General features: G+C 61.3%; 18 protein-coding genes. 8 read left to right on the top strand and 10 right to left on the bottom strand.

The annotated features are described in order from the left end of the window. The first annotated feature begins 77 nt into the window (after positions 1 to 77). The 3 genes from DU490_RS01435 to DU490_RS01425 all read left to right on the top strand — a co-directional run bounded on the left by DU490_RS01435 (position 78) and on the right by DU490_RS01425 (position 2169). Positions 78 to 1238 (top strand): FAD-dependent oxidoreductase, encoded by a 1161-nt coding sequence (locus tag DU490_RS01435; RefSeq protein WP_114572561.1) that lies wholly within the window; start codon positions 78 to 80, stop codon positions 1236 to 1238. Positions 1239 to 1449: 211 nt separating this feature from the next. Then, positions 1450 to 1728, top strand: coding sequence for an HU family DNA-binding protein (locus DU490_RS01430; RefSeq protein ID WP_010625919.1), 279 nt, complete (start codon positions 1450 to 1452; stop codon positions 1726 to 1728). 84 nt (positions 1729 to 1812) lie between these two features. Beyond that, complete coding sequence (locus DU490_RS01425) at positions 1813 to 2169, top strand: hypothetical protein (RefSeq protein ID WP_114572560.1); 357 nt, start codon at positions 1813 to 1815, stop codon at positions 2167 to 2169. Positions 2170 to 2264: 95 nt separating this feature from the next. Here DU490_RS01425 and recG read toward each other — a convergent pair whose 3' ends face one another. Both recG and DU490_RS01415 read right to left on the bottom strand, forming a co-directional pair. Continuing rightward, complete coding sequence (recG, locus tag DU490_RS01420; protein ID WP_114572559.1) at positions 2265 to 4358, bottom strand: ATP-dependent DNA helicase RecG; 2094 nt, start codon at positions 4356 to 4358, stop codon at positions 2265 to 2267. Then, positions 4355 to 5275 (bottom strand): hydrogen peroxide-inducible genes activator, encoded by a 921-nt coding sequence (locus DU490_RS01415; protein WP_114572558.1) that lies wholly within the window; start codon positions 5273 to 5275, stop codon positions 4355 to 4357. The genes recG and DU490_RS01415 overlap by 4 nt, the downstream gene beginning before the upstream one ends. An 81-nt stretch (positions 5276 to 5356) precedes the next feature. Between DU490_RS01415 and DU490_RS01410 the strand changes: the two genes are divergently transcribed. Beyond that, positions 5357 to 6229, top strand: coding sequence for an NAD-dependent epimerase/dehydratase family protein (locus DU490_RS01410; RefSeq protein WP_114572557.1), 873 nt, complete (start codon positions 5357 to 5359; stop codon positions 6227 to 6229). A gap of 132 nt (positions 6230 to 6361) precedes the next feature. On the opposite strand, the gene thpR is transcribed toward DU490_RS01410, so the two are convergent. From thpR to gmk, 5 genes are all read right to left on the bottom strand, one after another. Continuing rightward, on the bottom strand, positions 6362 to 6874 hold the full coding sequence (thpR, locus tag DU490_RS01405; RefSeq protein ID WP_114572556.1) for an RNA 2',3'-cyclic phosphodiesterase: 513 nt from the start codon (positions 6872 to 6874) through the stop codon (positions 6362 to 6364). An 89-nt stretch (positions 6875 to 6963) separates the two neighbouring features. Beyond that, a complete protein-coding gene (locus DU490_RS01400; RefSeq protein WP_114572555.1) occupies positions 6964 to 7353 on the bottom strand; it encodes a RidA family protein in 390 nt (129 codons plus the stop codon). A 62-nt stretch (positions 7354 to 7415) separates the two neighbouring features. Continuing rightward, positions 7416 to 9551: a bifunctional (p)ppGpp synthetase/guanosine-3',5'-bis(diphosphate) 3'-pyrophosphohydrolase gene (locus DU490_RS01395; protein ID WP_114572554.1), complete on the bottom strand. Its 2136-nt coding sequence runs from the start codon at positions 9549 to 9551 to the stop codon at positions 7416 to 7418. A 22-nt stretch (positions 9552 to 9573) separates the two neighbouring features. Beyond that, positions 9574 to 9834, bottom strand: a complete 261-nt coding sequence (gene rpoZ, locus DU490_RS01390; protein WP_043517557.1) for a DNA-directed RNA polymerase subunit omega — start codon at positions 9832 to 9834, stop codon at positions 9574 to 9576. Positions 9835 to 10003: 169 nt separating this feature from the next. Beyond that, positions 10004 to 10618, bottom strand: a complete 615-nt coding sequence (gene gmk, locus DU490_RS01385) for a guanylate kinase (RefSeq protein ID WP_114572553.1) — start codon at positions 10616 to 10618, stop codon at positions 10004 to 10006. An 808-nt stretch (positions 10619 to 11426) separates the two neighbouring features. Here gmk and DU490_RS01380 point away from each other — a divergent pair. Further along, the gene (locus DU490_RS01380; RefSeq protein WP_114572664.1) at positions 11427 to 12233 is read left to right on the top strand and encodes a MotA/TolQ/ExbB proton channel family protein; all 807 of its coding nucleotides are present in this window, start codon (positions 11427 to 11429) and stop codon (positions 12231 to 12233) included. After that, positions 12226 to 13062, top strand: a complete 837-nt coding sequence (locus DU490_RS01375; protein ID WP_181869922.1) for a flagellar motor protein MotB — start codon at positions 12226 to 12228, stop codon at positions 13060 to 13062. Before DU490_RS01380 ends, DU490_RS01375 begins: the two co-directional genes overlap by 8 nt. Before the next feature lie 243 nt (positions 13063 to 13305). Here DU490_RS01375 and DU490_RS01370 read toward each other — a convergent pair whose 3' ends face one another. Genes DU490_RS01370 through DU490_RS01360 form a run of 3 tightly spaced genes read right to left on the bottom strand, consistent with a single transcriptional unit; the run spans position 13306 to position 15870 of the window. Beyond that, a complete protein-coding gene (locus DU490_RS01370) occupies positions 13306 to 13785 on the bottom strand; it encodes an AAA family ATPase (protein WP_114572551.1) in 480 nt (159 codons plus the stop codon). Positions 13786 to 13807: 22 nt separating this feature from the next. Next, positions 13808 to 15193 carry a heavy metal sensor histidine kinase gene (locus tag DU490_RS01365; protein WP_114572550.1) on the bottom strand — a complete coding sequence of 462 codons (1386 nt, stop codon included), beginning with the start codon at positions 15191 to 15193 and terminating at the stop codon, positions 13808 to 13810. Next, positions 15190 to 15870, bottom strand: a complete 681-nt coding sequence (locus DU490_RS01360) for a heavy metal response regulator transcription factor (RefSeq protein ID WP_114572549.1) — start codon at positions 15868 to 15870, stop codon at positions 15190 to 15192. Before DU490_RS01360 ends, DU490_RS01365 begins: the two co-directional genes overlap by 4 nt. A gap of 150 nt (positions 15871 to 16020) precedes the next feature. Between DU490_RS01360 and DU490_RS01355 the strand changes: the two genes are divergently transcribed. Together DU490_RS01355 and DU490_RS01350 are read left to right on the top strand one after the other, a co-directional pair. Then, the gene (locus tag DU490_RS01355) at positions 16021 to 17295 is read left to right on the top strand and encodes a TolC family protein (RefSeq protein WP_147270435.1); all 1275 of its coding nucleotides are present in this window, start codon (positions 16021 to 16023) and stop codon (positions 17293 to 17295) included. Then, complete coding sequence (locus tag DU490_RS01350) at positions 17292 to 18755, top strand: efflux RND transporter periplasmic adaptor subunit (protein ID WP_114572547.1); 1464 nt, start codon at positions 17292 to 17294, stop codon at positions 18753 to 18755. Before DU490_RS01355 ends, DU490_RS01350 begins: the two co-directional genes overlap by 4 nt. Positions 18756 to 18764: the final 9 nt, after the last annotated feature.

Raw genomic sequence — 18764 nt, 5'->3', positions numbered from 1 at the left:
ACATGCGGTTCCGACTCGATTCCCTGGATTGGGTGGCATCAAACGCATGCCAGCCCTGCGATACGGCAAGGAGTTCCATGACCGCTCCCCTTATCATTATCGGTTCCGGCATGGCGGGCCTTGGCCTTGTCCGGCAGGTTCGCGCCCGGGATACGGCGCGTGCCATCACCCTGATCACCGCCGATCGTGGCGAGGACTACGCCAAGCCACTGCTCTCCACCGGCTTCGCCAAGCGCCTGCCGCCGGATAGGCTGGCCACCCGATCAGCGCTGGAAGTGGCCGACCAGTTGGGGGTAGTGATGCGTACCCATACCTGGGTGGAGGGCATCGACATGGAGGCCCGTGCGCTGCGTATCGGTGAAGAGCGCCTGCTTTGGAGCGAGCTGGTACTGGCCACCGGGGCGGCGCCGGCAGTGCCTTTCAAGGTTCCTGAAACAGTGGCCGAGCGCGTCTTCACGATCAACGATCTCGACGACTATCGTCGATTCCACGCTGCGTTGGAAGCATTGGGCCGCCGGGCCCGAGTGGCTATCATCGGCGCGGGTCTGGTGGGCTGCGAATTCGCCAATGACCTGATTGCCGGTGGGCATGAAATCACCCTGGTGGCGCCCGAGAGTACGCCGCTGCCGCGGCTGCTGCCCGAGCCGCTGGGACGTGCCTTGGGAGATGCCTTTGTCGACGCTGGCATGACGCTACAAATGGGGCGCAGCCTGAACGCGTTGAATAGCGTCGGCAGTGATATTGGCGTCACGCTCAGCGGTGGCAACCGGCTTGAGGCCGATCTGGTACTGGTGGCCACGGGGTTGAGGCCGCGAACGGAACTGGCCGCATTGGCAGCCATCGAGGCCGACGTGGCGGGTATTCGGGTGAATCGTCGATTGGCTACCTCGGCACCCGGAGTGTACGCCTTGGGGGACGTGGCTTGTGTCGATGGGATCAACGCCATGTACGTACAGCCGCTTCAGGCCAGCGCCAAGGCGCTGGCGCGCACATTGACTGGCGAGCCATCCGAAGTGGCTTATGGTGCCTGGCCTATTCTGGTCAAGACCCCGCTGCTGCCAGTCGTGGCACTGCCGCCGCCCCGGCCACCGGCGCGCTGGCGAATCGAAGGGAAAGGCCGCGACCTGGTGGCTTTTGCCGAGACACAAGACGAACGTTTGATTGGTTTTGCGTTGACAGGGAGCTGCGTGCGACGGAAAGTTGAGCTGGCGCGAGCGACACCGACATTGCTAGGCTAGGGGCGTCGGCGCCACTGTGGGTCGCCTGGCCAGCAGGCGACGACAGCGCCACCTCGCATGGCGATTTCCGGGGAGCAAGGGTTTCATACGTAGCATATCAAGGGCTTCACACTCGGAAGTTGCAGGCAGTTCATGCCTCATGAACTGATCGCGCGGATAACAACACACCGGCGCCCAGCGTCGGGACATAGCCAATACCAGGAGGGGCTTTATGCGCAAGCCAGAACTTGCTGCGGCAATTGCCGAGCGTGCGGAACTTTCGAAGGACAAGGCGAGCCAGGTACTCAATGTCATTCTCGACGAGATCACCGGTAGCGTGGCTCAGGGGCAGGATGTCTCACTGATCGGTTTCGGGACGTTCACCGTGCGCGAGCGAGCCGCCCGCACCGGCAAGAACCCGCAGACAGGCCAACCCTTGGCCATCCCGGCCAGCAAGACCGTGGCTTTCAAGCCCGGCAAGGGGCTAAAGGATGCTGTCGGCAAGGGCTGACGCCACGTTGAGGGTTTCCGTGGCGCGGCCTGCCGTTGTTGCAGGCCGCAATTCCCTCCTCTTCCTGTTCGAAGCGGGGTTGCCATGAAGCTGCGACTCATGCTGTGGCTGCTGGGTTTTCTACTCAAGCGTGCCCTGCGCCGCAAACCGCGTTTTCGCCAAGCCCTGACCGAGATGCGTAGCCTCGACTGGGGGATCGCCACCGAGACTCTCTCCATTGCCCGTCATTACCGCATGTCGCCGCGGGGCATAAAGACGGGGGCGGGTCTGCCCGTGGACCTCGACCTGGAGTTACGCTTCGAGGACGAGGCAACTGCCATCAAGGTGCTTCGCAAGCCGACCCAGAAGGCCTTTCTCGATGGCATGATGGCTGGCACCGTGCGCCTGGTCGGCGATTCCGGTGACCTTAACAAGCTGCAGAAGCTGTTGAAGCACTTGTAGGCCGCCGTTCAGCATCCTGACGCTTGACCGAGTCTCGCAGCTTTCTCGAAGGCATTCGTTTCTGCCTTACCCGTCAATGATCCATGGACAAGGTATCAAACCTGTCCATAACGCCCTGCCTGTTCGCCCAGCCAGCGCCGAATCAACGGCAGGCTGGCCTCGGGGTGGTTGGCGAGCAGCGCCTCGGCCAGTGGCGAGACCCGTTCCAGCAGGTCTGCGTCGCGTTCCAGGTCGGCGATCTTCATCTGGGCGAGCCCCGTCTGGCGGGTGCCCAGCACCTCGCCGGGGCCGCGCAGCTCCAGGTCCTTCTCGGCGATGCGAAAACCATCGGTGGTCTCACGCATGACGCCAAGTCGTTCTCGGGAGTTGGCCGAGAGCGGGCCGTGGTAGAGCAGTACGCAGAAGCTCTCCGTGGAGCCCCGCCCGACCCGGCCTCGCAGCTGGTGAAGCTGCGATAGCCCCAGTCGCTCTGGATTCTCGATGATCATCAGACTGGCGTTGGGCACATCGACCCCGACCTCGATCACCGTGGTGGCCACCAGTAGGTCGAGTTCGCCGGCCTTGAAGGCGTCCATGACTGCGGCTTTCTCCGTCGCTTTCATGCGCCCGTGGACCAGGCCGATGGCCAGTTCCGGCAGTGCCTCACCGAGCTCTGCGTGGGTCGCCTCGGCGGCCTGGCACTGCAGGGCTTCCGATTCTTCGATCAGGGTGCAGACCCAGTAGGCCTGTCGGCCCTCGGCGCAGGCATGGCGGATACGTGCCACCACGTCGGGGCGGCGATCGTCGGGAACCACAACCGTCTTGACCGGGGTGCGCCCCGGGGGGAGCTCGTCGATTACCGAAACGTCCAAGTCGGCATAGGCGCTCATTGCCAGGGTGCGGGGTATCGGCGTGGCGGTCATGACCAGTTGATGGGGAGTCAGGCCGCCGGCCTCGCCCTTTTCGCGCAGCGCGAGTCGCTGGTGCACGCCGAAGCGGTGCTGTTCGTCGACGATGGCCAGGCCCAGGCGCTGGAAATGCACGTCGCCCTGGAACAGGGCGTGAGTACCCACCACCATGCGGGCCCGGCCATCGAGGATGGCGGCCTTGGTATCCAGCCGTGCCTTGCCCTTGAGTTTGCCGGCCAGCCATGCCACTTCGATCCCGAGCGGCTCGAACCAGGCGCGAAAGGTACGGTAATGTTGTTCGGCCAGGATCTCTGTGGGTGCCATCATCGCCGCCTGGCAGTCGCCGGCGATGGCTGACAGCGACGCCATGGCCGCCACCACCGTCTTGCCCGAGCCGACGTCACCCTGGACCAGGCGCAGCATCGGCATCTCGAGGGCCAGATCGGCGCCGATCTCATCGAGCACGCGGCGCTGGGCACCGGTCAGCGAGAAGGGCAGTTGGGTGAGAAAGCGTGCTTGCAAGCTTCGCCCGCTGGGTAGCGTCGGGGCACCATCCTGCTGAATGCGCAGACGTACCGCGCGCAGGCTGAGTCGGTGAGCGAGCAGCTCCTCCAGGGCCAACCGTCGGCTGGCGGGATGCAGGCCGCTCGCCAGTTGATCGGGGTCGGCATCCGGTGGAGGCTGATGCAGTACCTTCAGGCAATGGTGCAGCTCGGGGAGACTGAAGCGCTGTCGCAGCGATTCGGGTAGCCAGTCGGGCAGCGCCTCGGGGGTGGCGTCGAGTTTTGCCAGCGCCTGCTCGATCAGCGCTCGCAGTCGAGTCTGGTGCAATCCCTCGGTAGTGGGGTAGATCGGCGTCAGGTGATCCTCCACGGGTGGGGCGTCATCGCTCAATAACCGATATTCGGGATGATAGATCTCGAGCCCGGTAGCACCGGCCCGAGCCTCACCGAAGCCGCGTATCCTCGCACCCGGATGGAACTGCTGCTGTTGGGCCGGTGAAAAATGGAAAAAGCGCAGGCTGAGGATGCCCGAGCCGTCGCGAAGCCGCACCAGCAGACTGCGACGCCGACCGCGCACCACTTCGCTTGCCATGACCTCCCCTTCTACCACGGCCTCATGCCCGGCACGCAGGGTGCCGATGGGCGTGATACGGGTACGGTCCTGATAGCGCAGCGGCAGGTGGAAGAGCAGGTCGGCCACGTATGCCACGCGCAGTCGGGCCAGCTTCAGCACCAGCGCCTCGCCAACGCCTTTGAGAGAGGTGACCGGCGAGTCGAGTCCGTTTGTGTCAGCGTTCATGCCGTCTCGGGGAGTGCCTCATGACACTGTGTAATGGCATTGGTCACGGCATCGATGGCGCGCGGTCGAGGGAAGCTGGCGCGCCAGGCGATGGCCACGGTGCGCGAGGGTGCCGGGGCGCTAAACGGTCGGCTGGTAAGCAGGCCGGTCTCGTAATGGACAGTACCGATGGCCGAGCGGGGCAGTACCGTGATGCCGAGCTTCGAGGCCACCATATGGCGGATGGTCTCCAGGGAGCCGCCTTCAGCTGTCAGGGTATTGTTCGGACTGTTGAGCTTGTGGCTGATCGCCGGACACGCCTCGAGTATCTGGTCGCGGAAGCAATGACCCTCACCGAGCAACAGCAAACGCTCGCTGAGAAGGTCCTCCTTGTCGATGTGCTCGCGCTGTGTCCAGGGATGGTCGGCGGGGATCAGCACCTCGAATTCCTCGTCGTAGAGCGGCTTGGCGACGACATCGGTTTCGTTGAAGGGCAGTGCGATGATGATGGCGTCGAGCTCGCCACTCCGCAGTTTGTGCCGCAGGCTGGCGGTGAAGCCCTCCTCGATATAGAGCGACATCTGCGGTGCGCTGCGGGCCAATTCTGGGACCAGGTGCGGAAACAGGTAGGGGCCGATGGTGTAGATGGCGCCGATGCGCAGAGGGCTCGCCAACTGGTCCTTGCCGGCATTGGCTAGCTCCTTGATCATTTTGCTCTGCTCCAGCACACGTTGGGCCTGCTCGACGATCCTCTCACCCATGGGCGTCACCTGGACGGTTGACTTGGATCGTTCGAAAAGCGCAACCTCCAGTTCTTCCTCAAGTTTCTTGACCGCCACCGACAGGGTCGGCTGGGAGACGAAGCAGCGCTCGGCGGCGCGGCCGAAGTGGCGCTCCTGGGCCAAGGTTACGATATAGCGAAGTTCTGTTAGAGTCATGGTTGGTGCCCGCTGGGCATCCTCTCGGACGATAGATGTATGGATTTCAATAGGGACTTTTTATCAGGGGGCGAGAGAAAGGTGAAGAAAACGACACTGATTCTAGGTTGTGGTGACATCGGCACGGTGCTGGGCGGCGAGCTGATCGCGGCCGGCCACCGGGTTATCGGTGCTCGACGTGGTGTATCGGCACTGGAGGGCAGCGGTATCGAGCCTCTGGCGCTGGACCTCAGCGACGAAGCCGCCCTTGCCAAGCTGCCCAACGCCGATTTCGTGGTCTACGTGCTCAGCGCCGACCGCTTCGAGGAGGCCGCCTATCGTGCCGCCTATCTCGATGGACTCCAGGCGGTGCTGCGTACCTACGAGCGGCGCGATAGCACACCGCAGCGAATTCTGTTCGTCTCCTCTACCAGCGTCTATAGCCAGAGGGAAGGCGAGCTGGTGGACGAAGACAGTCCTGCCGAGGCGCCCGGCTTCTCCGGCGTGATGATGCGCGAAGCGGAACAGGCTCTGAATGATAGCCCGATACCTGGCACGGCGGTGCGCTTTTCCGGTATCTATGGCCCGGGGCGTGACCGCCTCATCCGTCAGGTATTGGAAGGCCGCATCGCGCCGGCGTCCCCACCCATGTATTCCAATCGCATCCATCGCGACGACTGCGCCGGCGTGCTCAAGCACCTGATCGAGCTCAGCGTGGCAGGAAAGCCGCTGGAGAATCTCTACCTGGCCAGCGACTGCGCCCCGGACCCTCTGTATGAAGTGATGGCCTGGATGGCAGGAAAACTCAAGGTGGAATCCACCGAAGTGATCCAGGCGCCGCTGCGCAAGCGTGCTAGCAAGCGCTGCGACAATACCCGCCTGCTGGAGACAGGCTACAGGTTCCGTTATCCCAGCTACCGTGACGGCTACACTCAGGTCATGAAAGAAGGCGGCTTCCTGCCTGAGCCGGTCTAGATCGGTTCACTGGTCGCATACGGTATCAGAGCGCACCGTGATAGCCCGGGGTCAATACCTCGAAGCCATTGTTGGGCTGCTCTGGTGCTAATAACTGGCGAGCCAATCAATTGTGCGCTTCATCCTTGATATTCAACCCTGCGATACGGCCAGGGTGCGGTAACGTGCCCCGCGTTCATCGGTAAAGGACTGGATCAGCGCTACTTGACTATAGGGCCACGTGAGGTTGATGGAGGGAAGGTCTTGCAGCCGGTTCGTGATGGCGCGTCGCAGCAGGGTGACATGGTGAACGAATTTGTCGGGTCGGCCGGACCAACCGCAGGCCTCCAGGCCTTGCCAGAGCTCGCGATGCAGCTCTCCTAGCGCCGGGTCGGATGCCTGGCTCCCGATCCAGACGATACCGGGGCGCTTGAAGCAGCCCCAGCCGTCGAGGCGACATTTGCCCGGTATAATGGCAAGGCTTTGTACCCAATTGACGAGCGTTGTGGCCTGCGCCTCTTCCACTTCGCCGATAAATGCCAGCGTCAGGTGCAGGCTCTCGTCGGGCATGCGTCGCCCGCCGCAGCGGGCGTGGGCGATGTCGGCTAGCTCCCCGAGCTCCCTGCGCAGCTCGGGCGGTGGCACCAGGGCAATAAAAAGTCTCATAGTCCTGTTTCGGAAAGAGGTGGATTTGCGTTACGAGCGAGCACCGCCGGCGGCCAGGATATCGAGCGCAGTAGCAAATCCGCCCTTTCCTAGTCGCCGATGACCATAACGGCTTCCGCCTCGAACTGGGCGTCCTTGGGTAGCGCCTTCACGCCCACCGCGGCACGGGCCGGGTAGGGCTTATCGAAAAACTCTTCCATCACCTGGTTGACGATGGCGAAGTTGCTCAGGTCGACCAGGTAGAGGTTGATCTTGACGATCTCGCCCAGCGAGCCGGCGGCCTCTTCGCAGACGGCCTTGAGGTTGGTGAAGACCTGGCGGGCCTGGGCCTCGAAGTCGTCGGAGACCAGCTCCATGGTGGCCGGGTCGAGGGGGATCTGGCCGGAAAGGTAGACGGTATTGCCGGCCTTGATCGCCTGGGAGTAGGGCCCGATGGCGGCGGGTGCCTTGTCGGTGTTGATGACTGCCTTGTTGCTCATGGAGGGGTACCTTCTGTTCGTTGTGAATGAAAAGCGGGGGCAGTGAGCAGGTCGATGGGAGTTCAGTTGCCGACGCGGGTGATCTTGCCGACCTGCGAGAGGTTGCGGATACGCTTGATGATGCGGGCGAGGTGCACGCGGTCACGCACCGCCAGGGTCAGGTGGACGATGGATAGTCGCACGTCGCGCTCCTCGATGCCGATGCGCTCGATATTGGCATCGGCGTCAGTGACCAGGCTGGCCAGCTCGGCAACCAGGCCGCGGCGACTCTCTATCTCCAGGCGCAGCGCCACGGGGAAATCTTCATCGATCTCCGCGGACCACTCCAGGGCGAGCAGCTTGTCGGGGTCGCTCTTCAGCTCGGCGAGATTACGGCACTCGGTCCGATGCACCACGATACCCTTGCCCACCGATAGGTGACCGATCACCAGGTCGCCCGGCAACGGATGGCAGCAGCGGGCGAACTTGATCACCATGCCTTCGGCACCGCTGATCACGATGGGACCCTGGGGCTGAAGGCTACGCTGGCTGCCGTCGGTGCCCTCGCCGTGGAGGGTGTCGACCAGGTGCCTGGCGACCACATAGGCCAGGCGTGCTCCCAGTCCGATGGACTCCAGCAGGCTCTCCTCGTTCTTCAGCGATAGGGCTTCCAGTACTTGAGGCAGGACCGACTCCGGGAGCTCCTCCAGGCTGGTTTCGAATTCCCCCAAGGCCTTGTTGAGCAGGCGTCGGCCCAACTGCACGGCTTCGGTATGCTGTTGGTGCTTGAGCGCGTGACGAATCGCTGAGCGGGCCTTGGCGGTGATCACGAAATTGAGCCAGGCAAGATTGGGCTTGGCACCGGGGGCGGTGATGATTTCCAGTGTCTGGCCGCTCTCCAGGCGGGTGGAGAGCGGTGCCAGATGTCGGTCGATGCGACAGGCGATGCAGTTGTTGCCGATATCGGTGTGCACGGTGTAGGCGAAGTCGATCACCGTGGCGCCCTGGGGCAGTTCCATGATGTCGCCGCGTGGCGTGAAGACATAGATGTCGTCGGGAAACAGGTCGTTCTTGACGTGCTCGATGAACTCCAGCGAATCGCCGGCGTGGCGCTGCATTTCCAGCAGGCCCTTGACCCACTCCCGGGCACGGGCGTGGCTGCCCTCGGCGATGGGATGATCGGTCTGACCAGCCTTGTAGAGCCAATGGGCGGCGATGCCGTTATTGGCCATGGCTTCCATCTCGCGGGTGCGGATCTGCACCTCGATGGGCATTCCGCCGCTGCCGAACAGGGTGGTATGCAGGCTCTGGTAGCCGTTGGCCTTGGGAATGGCGATATAGTCCTTGAAGCGTCCCGGCACCGGCTTATAGAGGTTGTGCACCACACCAAGGATACGGTAGCAGCTGTCGACGTCTTCGGTGATGATGCGAAAGCCGAATACATCCATGATCTCGGCGAACGGCTTGCGCTGGTCGCGCATCTTCTTGTAGATCGACAGTAGGTGCTTCTGGCGGCCGATCACTGTGCCGGATAGCTGCTCGTCGTCGAGGCTCTGTTGCAGCGCGTGCTGGATCTGACGGATCGCCGAGCGACGGTGGCCTCGGGCGCTGGAGACGGCGCGTTTGATACGCTCGGCGCGCATCGGGTGCAGTGCCTGAAAGGAGAGGTCCTCGAGCTCGACGCGTATGGTATTGATGCCGAGCCGGCTGGCGATTCGGGCATAGATCTCGAGTGTCTCGCGGGCAATACGTCGCTTTTTCTCGGGGCGCAAGGCGCCCAGAGTGCGCATGTTGTGCAGGCGATCGGCGAGCTTGACGATAATGACGCGGATATCCCGCGACATCGCCAGCACCATTTTCTGGAAGTTCTCTGCCTGGGCGACCGCCTTGTCCTCGAAGGTGATCTGGGTCAGCTTTGAGACTCCATCGACCAACTCCGCCACCGGCTTTCCAAACTGCTCGGCAAGTGCCTCCTTGGAGACGCCGGTATCTTCGATTACATCGTGCAGCATGGCCGACATCAGGCTTTGATGGTCCATGTGCATGTTGGCGAGGATATTGGCCACTGCCAGCGGGTGGGTGACGTAGGGCTCGCCAGAACGCCGCCGCTGGCCGTCATGGGCCTGCTCAGCGTAGTAGAAGGCGCGCTTGACCTGCTGGATCTCGTCGGGAGGTAAATAGCCGCCGAGTCGGTCGGCCAGGTCGTCGATGGTGAACATTAGCGCGCCTTGAGTGCTTGCCTTACTCCTCGATGGCGATGCCCGGCTCGCCCTCATGGCGAATTCGAACCGGCGCCTCGATCGGCTCGTCCAGTACGCTCTTGTCGACCAGGCCAGCGGCGATCTCGCGCAGGGCCATCACGGTGGGCTTGTCATTTTCCCAGGGCAGCAGGGCGTCGCGGGAGCCGCGAGCGAGTTGACGAGCGCGCTGGGTGGAGATCATCACCAGCTTGAAGCGATTCTCGACGTTTTCCAGACAATCTTCGACGGTGACACGCGCCATGTAGGTATTCCCGAAAAAGCTGTGGATTTCCCGACCGTAGCCGGAAATTCGAAATGGAACAGGACAGACTAGATTACTCGACGCCCGGCATCCCTGACAAGCGCCCGCGCCTGGGGGTCAGGACAAGCGCCCGCGCCTGGGGGTCAGGACAAGCGCCCGCGGCTGGGGGTCAGGATAACAGCGCCGTCAGTAGGGGGCCGTGCTCCTTCTGCACTCGCTCGAGGCTCAAGCGCCGGCTGATCACTAGCGACTGCAGTTCGCGCAGGGCGGTGGTGAAGTCGTCGTTGACCACCAGGTAGTCGTATTCGTCGTAATGCGACATCTCGCTGACCGCATCGCGCATGCGCCGAGCGATGGTGGCGTGTTCGTCGGTGCCGCGGCTGGCCAGGCGGCGCTCCAACTCGTCGCGAGAAGGTGGCAGGATGAAGATCGAGACCGCGTCGTGCAATTGCTGGCGCACCTGGCGAGCGCCCTGCCAGTCGATCTCGAGGATCACGTCCTGTCCGGCATTGAGCATGGTTTCCACCGCGGGGCGCGATGAGCCGTAATAGTTGTCGAACACCTGGGCGTATTCGAAGAACTCGCCGCGCTCGATCATCGCCTCGAAGGCCGCCACGCCGATAAAGTGATAGTTCACTCCGTCCACCTCGCCGAGGCGTTGGCTCCGGGTGGTATGCGACACCGAGACCTGGATACCGTCGAGGCTTTCGATCAGCTCGCGCACCAGGGTGGTCTTGCCGGCGCCGGAGGGCGCGGAAACGATGAAGAGCGTACCTTGTGGCATGACGAAGCATCCGTATTGAGTGGCTGTGGCTGCAACCTACCTGACGCGAATTCGAGCCGACATGAGACACGCCGGCTCACTCACCCTATAGTCTGGATCTGAAAATAGGACATAATGATTTTTCATAATACGAACAATCGGTTGCTGGAAAATACAGCCGTTATTCGCGATTTTACACCCTAATGTACTGCTGAGATTGCAGGATGCTACCCAGGTCAGGCAAGAAGCTCGCTATAGAGAGAATTGGTGGCATTCTACTTAAGCGCTGCCGAAGTGGCTATCTGGTGAAGGGGCGTGCCGATTCGCCTGAAAGTTTTTTCCGCACTCAGCGAGATCTATCCTGGGGCATCTGTTCTGGTCAAGCCCCAATGGACATTTTTAGGCTCTTCGACGTTTCATGGGGTCTTGGCTGGCTGACTTTCCCGACGAATCCTAATCCAGGCATGACATCACCTTAGGCTTTCGGTACTGTCGGGCTAACAAATTAGCGCTTCCAGCGCTAAGTTCGCTTGGTGGAACGAAGTCATGTCTAGTGAACGTGACGCTGGCATTTGGATGTGGGTCAACCGTAGTGGCTGCACAACCGCATGGTGGTGGCACTCGAGCCTCCACCCGAGCCTCCGCCCTTCCAATGGCATTTTCGAAGAGCTTGCGTTGTCGAAGGATTCCGTCGAGGCGATTAAAGTATTTTTCCGCGCGGTCGATAGTACTGCTGGATTGATCTTCGTCAGGTCAAAACCCCTTCGATATCGTGTCGCTTCTCCCCGTGGACGATGCATGACGGCCCCGGAAACCATAAATGAAGAGAATGGATCTAGCCACGGTACTTGGCATGTTCGGCGCCATTGCGATGGTGGCCGCAGCGATGTCCCTGGGTGCCTCTCCGATGATCTTCCTCAACCCTATCAGTCTGCTGATTGTGGTGGGGGGAAGCCTCATGGTGGTGCTTTCCCAACTGCGCTTCTCCGAGTGCCGAATGGCCCTGTATGCCGCAAGCCGAGCGTTCAAGCATAGCCTCCCTGATACGGCTTCTACTATCGAGGAGGTGTTGGAGATTTCCAAGCTGGCTCGCAAGCGAGGTTTGCTGTCACTGGAGGATTTCGAGGCCAGTTCTCGCTATCTCAAGCAGGGGCTGCAGATGCTCGCCGATGGCTTCGCGCCCGAGGTGGTCAAGGACGTTCTCGACAAGGAGCGCCTGATGACTCTCGATCGCAATCAGGCCGGGGCCAGGGCTTTTACTCTGCTCAACGAAGTGGCCCCGGCCATGGGCATGATCGGGACCTTGATCGGGTTGGTGCAGATGCTCGCCAATATGGATGATCCTTCATCCATTGGTCCGGCCATGGCGGTTGCTCTCTTGACGACCCTGTATGGAGTGTTGATCGCCAATGTCATCGCCAAGCCTATTGCCGAGAAGCTCGATGCGCGCATGCATCAACAGGAGAAGCTGCAGGTTCTGTGGACGGATGCTTTGCTGGCTATTCAAGAGGGCAAGAATCCGCGTGTCGTCGAACAGATGCTGATAGCCTACCTGCCTGACGAGGTGCGCGATCGTCGCAAAGCCAAGGAAGCCAACCCAGACGAGCCAATGCCTGGGGAGGAGCCTAATGCCTAGACGAGGGCGCAAGCACGGACTGATACCGCCCTGGATGGTAACCTATGCTGATCTAATGTCGCTGCTGCTTTGCTTCTTCGTGCTGCTGCTCTCGTTTGCCGAGATCGACCTGATTCGTTTCAAGCAGCTGGCTGGCGAGATGAAGAAAGCGTTCGGGGTGCAGCGGCAGGTTCCGGCAGAGGCGATTCCCATGGGCACTAGCGCGGTTTTTGACCGCTTCTCACCGGCAGAGCCTGAACCGACTCTTCGCGATGAGGTTCGGCAAATCACTAGTCTTGAGCGCCCGCGCCATGATACTCACCGAGAGCAGGTGAGGGCTCGCGTTGAGCAGCGTGTTCGGGAAATTCATCTCAATATCGAGGATGCGTTGAGCTCCGCCATCGATGCAGGTGGTGTGCGAGTCGAGCGTGATGGCGCCAACGTATTGATTCGTATCGATGAGCAGGGCACTTTTCCCTCTGGTTCTGCCCAGGTGACCGGTGACTTTTCCGCTCTGTTGCATGAGCTCTCTGATATTTTGGTGTTTTCTCCTGGGAATATCGCCATCGATGGACATACCGATGATATTCCCATCCGCAGTTCCCGGTTTCGTAGTAACTGGGATCTCTCGGCGATGCGGTCGGCCACTGTGGCAAATATCCTGCTGGAAAACGAGGGCCTCGAACCGTCACGGTTGACGGTGATGGGACATGCCGACACCCAGCCACTGGCACCCAACGAGACTGAGCAGGCCAGAGCACGCAACCGCCGTGTGGAGATCACTCTGCAGCTTGGGGACGCGGTTGAGCGTGAGGTATTGGCTGCCATGTTTCCACTTTCGGAGGGTTAGCCTGCATATTGCACCAGTGTCGCGAGTTCGTCCTGCTGGGTGATCAGGCGGCCTTTACAGCCGCCTTTTTCATTCCTGGTGTAATTTTCGGGCTAGGAGCCTGTCGGGCTTGACCGATCGTCACGAGAGATTTGGATTTCGAGACAAGTTTATCGATCTGATGAGGCGAATAGCCCGCTATTTAACGAATCAGGCTCCTAGCTGGTGGGGCTGCGCCGACATGGCCGCTGTTGCAGGCTGCCGTCAGCCCCTGACGTCAAATTGCAGTACGCCGGTCACCTCCGAGAATGTCACGCGCATCTGCCAGTTGCCCGACATGGGGAGCGGGGCCACGGTGGCAAAGCTGTCACGACCGGTCTGTTCGGCGGTCACAGTGAGCGACATGTCATGGTCGGGCATGACAAAGGTAATTGGAACTTGCATAGGCTGCTGGGGCGGATTGCCATCGGGCCCGCGCAGTTGGAAGAACAGTTGCGCCTGCCGCTCGGCATCGATCACGACGCTGCCAGTCATGCTCCACCGGTGCACGGTACCGGAGAAACGCACCCCGCCGCGCTCTGCTCCCGGTTGGGTGGGTACCGGACCTTCGACCAGCAGTGTCGTTTCATCCCCCGCCATGAACGGCATGGCCAAGAGCACGGCCAACATCAGGAAGAAGGGGATGCCGACGGCCAGGGCGACCAAGCGGGCAGAGCGATCGGGTTTACTGTGGTTAGCAGGCATTGAGTCATTCCTCTATGGACATTCAGGGCCTGCCGATGAGCGGCAGGGCAAGGGTAAAGTAGGTGAAGCCATCCTGCGAGATGACGGTGATATCGCCGCCATGCGCCTTGACGATCGATCGGGTTATGGCGAGACCGAGGCCAGCGCCTTCGCCGTGGTGGCTGCGGATGTTGTCGGCGCGGTGGAAGCGTTCGAACAGTCGTGGCAGTTGGTCGGCGGGAATGGTTTCGCCGGGATTGCTGACGGTCAGTTGTGCCATGTTCTGGGTCGGGGTAATCGTGATCTCGATGGTGCCACCGGCGGGGGTGTGTCGTACTGCGTTGGAAACCAGGTTGGAGAGGGCGCGACGCAGCATCAAGCGGTCGCCAGTTACCTTGGCGTGCCCAGTTAGCTGGAGATCGACGCCTTTTTCTTCGGCGAGAGCCTCGTAGAATTCCAGTAATGCCCCGGCTTCCTGCTCCAGCATCACCGTCTCGGCCGGGTTCGGCAGCAGGCCGTGGTCAGCCTTGGCCAGGAACAGCATGTCAGCGATCATCCTGGCCAACCGTTCGAACTCTTCCAGGTTGGAGTGCAGCACCTCGCGGTATGCCTCGGCTGAGCGCGGACGCGACAGCGCCACCTGGGTTTCGGTCAACAGGTTGGAGACGGGGGTGCGCAGCTCATGTGCGATGTCGGCGGAGAAATCCCTGAGACGTTTAAAATCGGCTTCCAGGCGGTCGAGCATGCCGTTGAAGGCGCTGACAAGTGCCAGCATCTCGGGCGGGGCATCGCGCTCGGAGAGTCGTTCGCCGAGGCGGTCGGCGGAGAGCTGCCCGGCCGTGCGAGTGACGCGCCTTAGAGGTGACAAGCCGTTGTGCACGGCCAGCCAGCCAAGCAGCGCCGCGATGAGTGTCGCCATCGCAATGCCTGTCCACAGATGGCGGCGGATGACGCTGAGAAAATGAGCGTGGTGGCTGATATCAAGGCCAATCAATACGTTAAGATACAGCGGCTTGGGCAGAGGGAGCACCTTCTGCGCCTCGCGACCGATGAAGATGCGCCCTTCATGCTGCCAGCGGGGCTGGGGAGTGGCCACGTCGCCCTGTTTAACGGGTGCGAGCCGCTCGGCCTGAAAATCGTATAGCACCTGATCGTTTTCGTCACGGATAGAGAGGGCCAGGGTGTCATGACTGGTCAATATTGCGTCGAGCTGCATTAACAGAGCGTCGAAGGCCGCGGAGGTGTGCGCTTGCCCCAGTAGGTTGTCGATCATGGCCATCTTGGCACCCAACTCTTGGCTATCGATTTCATCGAAGTGGGTGCTTACCAGGCGTCCCAATACGAGCCCAAGCACCAGCAGCAGGCCAGCGGCAAGCAGGGCAAAACACAGGGCCAGACGGATGGTGAGGGAGAGAGGCTGCTGTCTCATTTGCCGGCCCGGGGCTCCAACACGTAGCCCATGCCTCGTACGGTGCGAATGAGCTTGAGGGGAAAGGGACCATCCACCTTGGCGCGAAGGCGCCTGACTGCAACATCGATCACGTTGGTATCGCTGTCGAAGTTCATGTCCCAGACCTGCGAGGCGATCAAGGAGCGGGGTAGAACCTCCCCTTGCCGCCGAATCAGCAATTCGAGCAGTGCGAACTCCTTGGCGGTCAGGTCAATGCGTTCACCAGCTCGGAAAACACGGCGCTTGAGCAGATCGAGCTCCAGGTCGGCGGCCCGGAACACCTCGGGCTCGCGTGCCTTCCCCCGTCTCAACAAGGAACGGATCCGAGCCAGCAGCTCGGAAAAGGCAAAAGGTTTCACCAGGTAGTCGTCTGCTCCAAGCTCCAGCCCCTGCACGCGATCGTCGATCTCGTCTCTAGCGGTAAGGAAAAGCACAGGCAGGTCCTGCCCGGATCGCCTGATCATCTTCAGAATGTTCCAGCCATCCATTCCCGGCAGCATGACATCGAGGACCAGTAGGTCGTAATCCTCATTTTGGGCCAGATGCAGGCCTTCCAATCCATCACGGACAAGATCGACGATAAAGCCGGCTTCCCGAAGGCCTTGGGACAGGTAGTCGCCTGTCTTGGGCTCATCTTCAACGATCAGTATCTTCACGACGCCTCCGTTCGCTTGCCTCGCATGAAGATGACAAATTTGTCATTTTGGGGTCACCTTTCTGACTGCTTCCCTTGGTTAATATGAGCGCTTGCGGGTTAAACAGGAGGAGGATGGCCGTGAGTCAGTCTATCACTTCTGCTATTGGTCATGGCATTCAGCTGGTTCGGAGGGAAGTCGATGGGCTCTCTATTAGCACGAAAGTTGGCTGTGCTGTCACTGAGTACAGGAATCTTGTTTTCATTCTCGGTGCTGGCGAAGCCCATCCTATCACTCAATGAAGCTGAGCATCTTGCAGGTATCGAAGACCCCACGACGCTGCGCTATCAAGAGCTGGCACAAGCACGCCGGGAGGCCGCCATTTCGGCAAGTCAGCTCCCTGACCCCATGCTGATTGTCGAAGTCATGGATGTTGCCCGCGATGGTTTTACGGTCGAAGACGACAGCATGACTCAGTTACGTCTGGGTATTCGTCAGACCTTCCCCAGGGGTGATAGTCGCCGCTTGGCAAGCGAGCGGGAATCGGCCATGGCACAGGCGGAAGAGGCGCGTAGCAGCAATGCAGAGCGCGCTGCCATGCGCGCCGTTCGCCGCGCTTATTTATCTCTTTATAACCAGCGCGCCGTACTTGAGGTGCTTAAGCAAAGCCAGCCATTGTTCGAGGATCTGCGTGAAATCACCGAGCGTGAATTCGCTTCCGGTGTCGCCGACCAGCAGGATCTCTTGCGTGCCGAGCTTGAACTTGACCGACTGCATGATCGCTTGCTGAGCACGCAGGCTCAGGAATCAGCGGCGTTGGCTCAGCTTTCTCGGTGGGTCGGCCTGGAAGCCGTGGCAAGACCCCTGCCGTCGAACTTTCCGGAGCTTGCCGAACCGACGGGCACGTTACTAGCCCACCCCCTGTTGGCGGCGGAGCAGGCGATTGTCGATGCCGGAGCCCATGGTATCGAGCTGTCGCGGCAGGGCTACAAGCCGCAATGGTCAGTCGAGCTCACCTATGGCACACCGACGGAAAGAGGCATGGGCATGCCTGACCGTATGTCGGCCATGGTCATGGTCGATCTGCCGCTCTTCACTCGCCAGCGCCAGGATCGTGACCTGTCGGCCAGCGTACACCAGCGCGAGGCGGCTCAATATGCGTGGCATGAGCAGGTACGGGACATGCAGCGTCAACTCGAAGAAACGCAGGCCAGGTGGCGACAGCTGACCGAGCGTGAACGCGGTTTCGTGGAGCGACTCATTCCCCAGGCCAAGGCGAATGCCGAGGCGGCCGAGCATGGCTACAGAAACCGAACGGTCGATTTTACTGCCTACGTACGCGCTCGACTCATTGAGTTGGACACGCAGATCGATGCGATAGGCATCGCCACGGAACGACGTCTTGAGCAGGTGGATCTGCTCTACCTGTTGGGAGAGGACGCATGAGAGTGCTGGTAGCAATTGCCATTCTGGGAGTGGGGGCCGCATTGGGCGGCGCTGCGGTGAATTACTGGCCGGATTCACATGCCCATGTTGCTGCGGCAGCTGAAACGGCGAGTGGCGAGCGAGACATTCTTTACTACCGGCATCCTCACAACCCCTCCGTCACGTCTCCCGAGCCACGCAAGGATGAGATGGGCATGGATTTCATCCCGATCTATGCGGGCGGTGGTGATGCTGCGGCTCCCGGCACGGTGAGCATCAGCCCGGTGGTGCAGCAGAACATGAACGTGCGCATCGGCTCGGTGGTGCGTGGCGATCTGGCCCGCCTGGTCGAAACGGTGGGCTTCGTCGATTACGACGAGTCGAGCCTGAGCCACGTACACCTGCGCACCCAAGGATGGATCGAAGACCTCACGGTTCGAACCACCGGTGAGCGGGTCGAGGAGGGGCAGCTGCTGTTCCGCCTCTACTCACCTGAACTCGTCAACGCGCAGGAAGAGCTGCTGCATATCGTGCGGCGTGGCGGCAGTGCCGCGCCGGCACGAGAGCGTCTGAGGGCGCTGGGTGTCAGTGCTGCCGAGATCGCCGAGGTCGAGAGGGCCGGCGAGCCGCGCCGGCTGGTGTCGATACGGGCACGGCAGGGCGGTGTCGTGGAGTCGCTGAATGTCCGTGAAGGCATGTATGTCACGCCGGGCACCGAGGTCATGACCATTGCCGATCTGTCACGGGTATGGGTGATGGCCGATCTGTTCGAGCATCAGGTCGATGCCGTGACACGAGACGATGCCGCTCACGTGAAATTGCCTTTCCGCCCCGGCGAACGTCTGGAGGGAAAGGTCGATTATATCTACCCGAGCTTGAACAGCCCGACCCGTACCGTGCGAGTGCGGTTGGCCTTCGACAATCCCGGCGAACGGCTGAAGCCGGGTATGTACGCGGATGTTCATCTGGCGTCGCGGCCTTTGCAAGGCGTGCTGCATCTGCCCGCCGAGGCGGTGATCCGCACCGGCAGACAGGATCGCGTGATCCTGGCGCTGGGAGAGGGGCGCTTCCAGGCTCGCGAGGTGCAGGTGGGTAGCCGCGCCAATGGTGACCTGGAAATCATCGATGGTCTGCAGGAAGGGGAGCGAGTCGTCCTCTCTGGTCACTTCCTGCTCGACTCCGAGGCGTCAGCCAGTGCCGAGCTTGGCCGCATGCTCGAGGCCGCGGAAGAGGAAGTGGGCGATGAGGTCTGGGCGGAGGGGCGTCTTCTCTCTATCGACCTAAAGGCACGAATGGTGAATGTCGATCATGAGCCAATACCCGTGTTGGGGTGGCCCGCCATGGTCATGGACTTCGCCGTGGCTGACGACCTTGAGCTTGATGGCTTGCGCGAAGACATGGCGATGCGCTTCCGCATGCACGAGCGTGAAGAGTTCGTGTACGAAATCACCGCTATCGAGCCGGCGGCTCACGACCACTGAGGAGAGGTT

The sequence above is a fragment of the Halomonas sp. DQ26W genome (genome assembly GCF_003339685.1).
GTDB lineage: Bacteria > Pseudomonadota > Gammaproteobacteria > Pseudomonadales > Halomonadaceae > Halomonas.
This window is presented reverse-complemented; position numbering and strand designations above follow the sequence as displayed.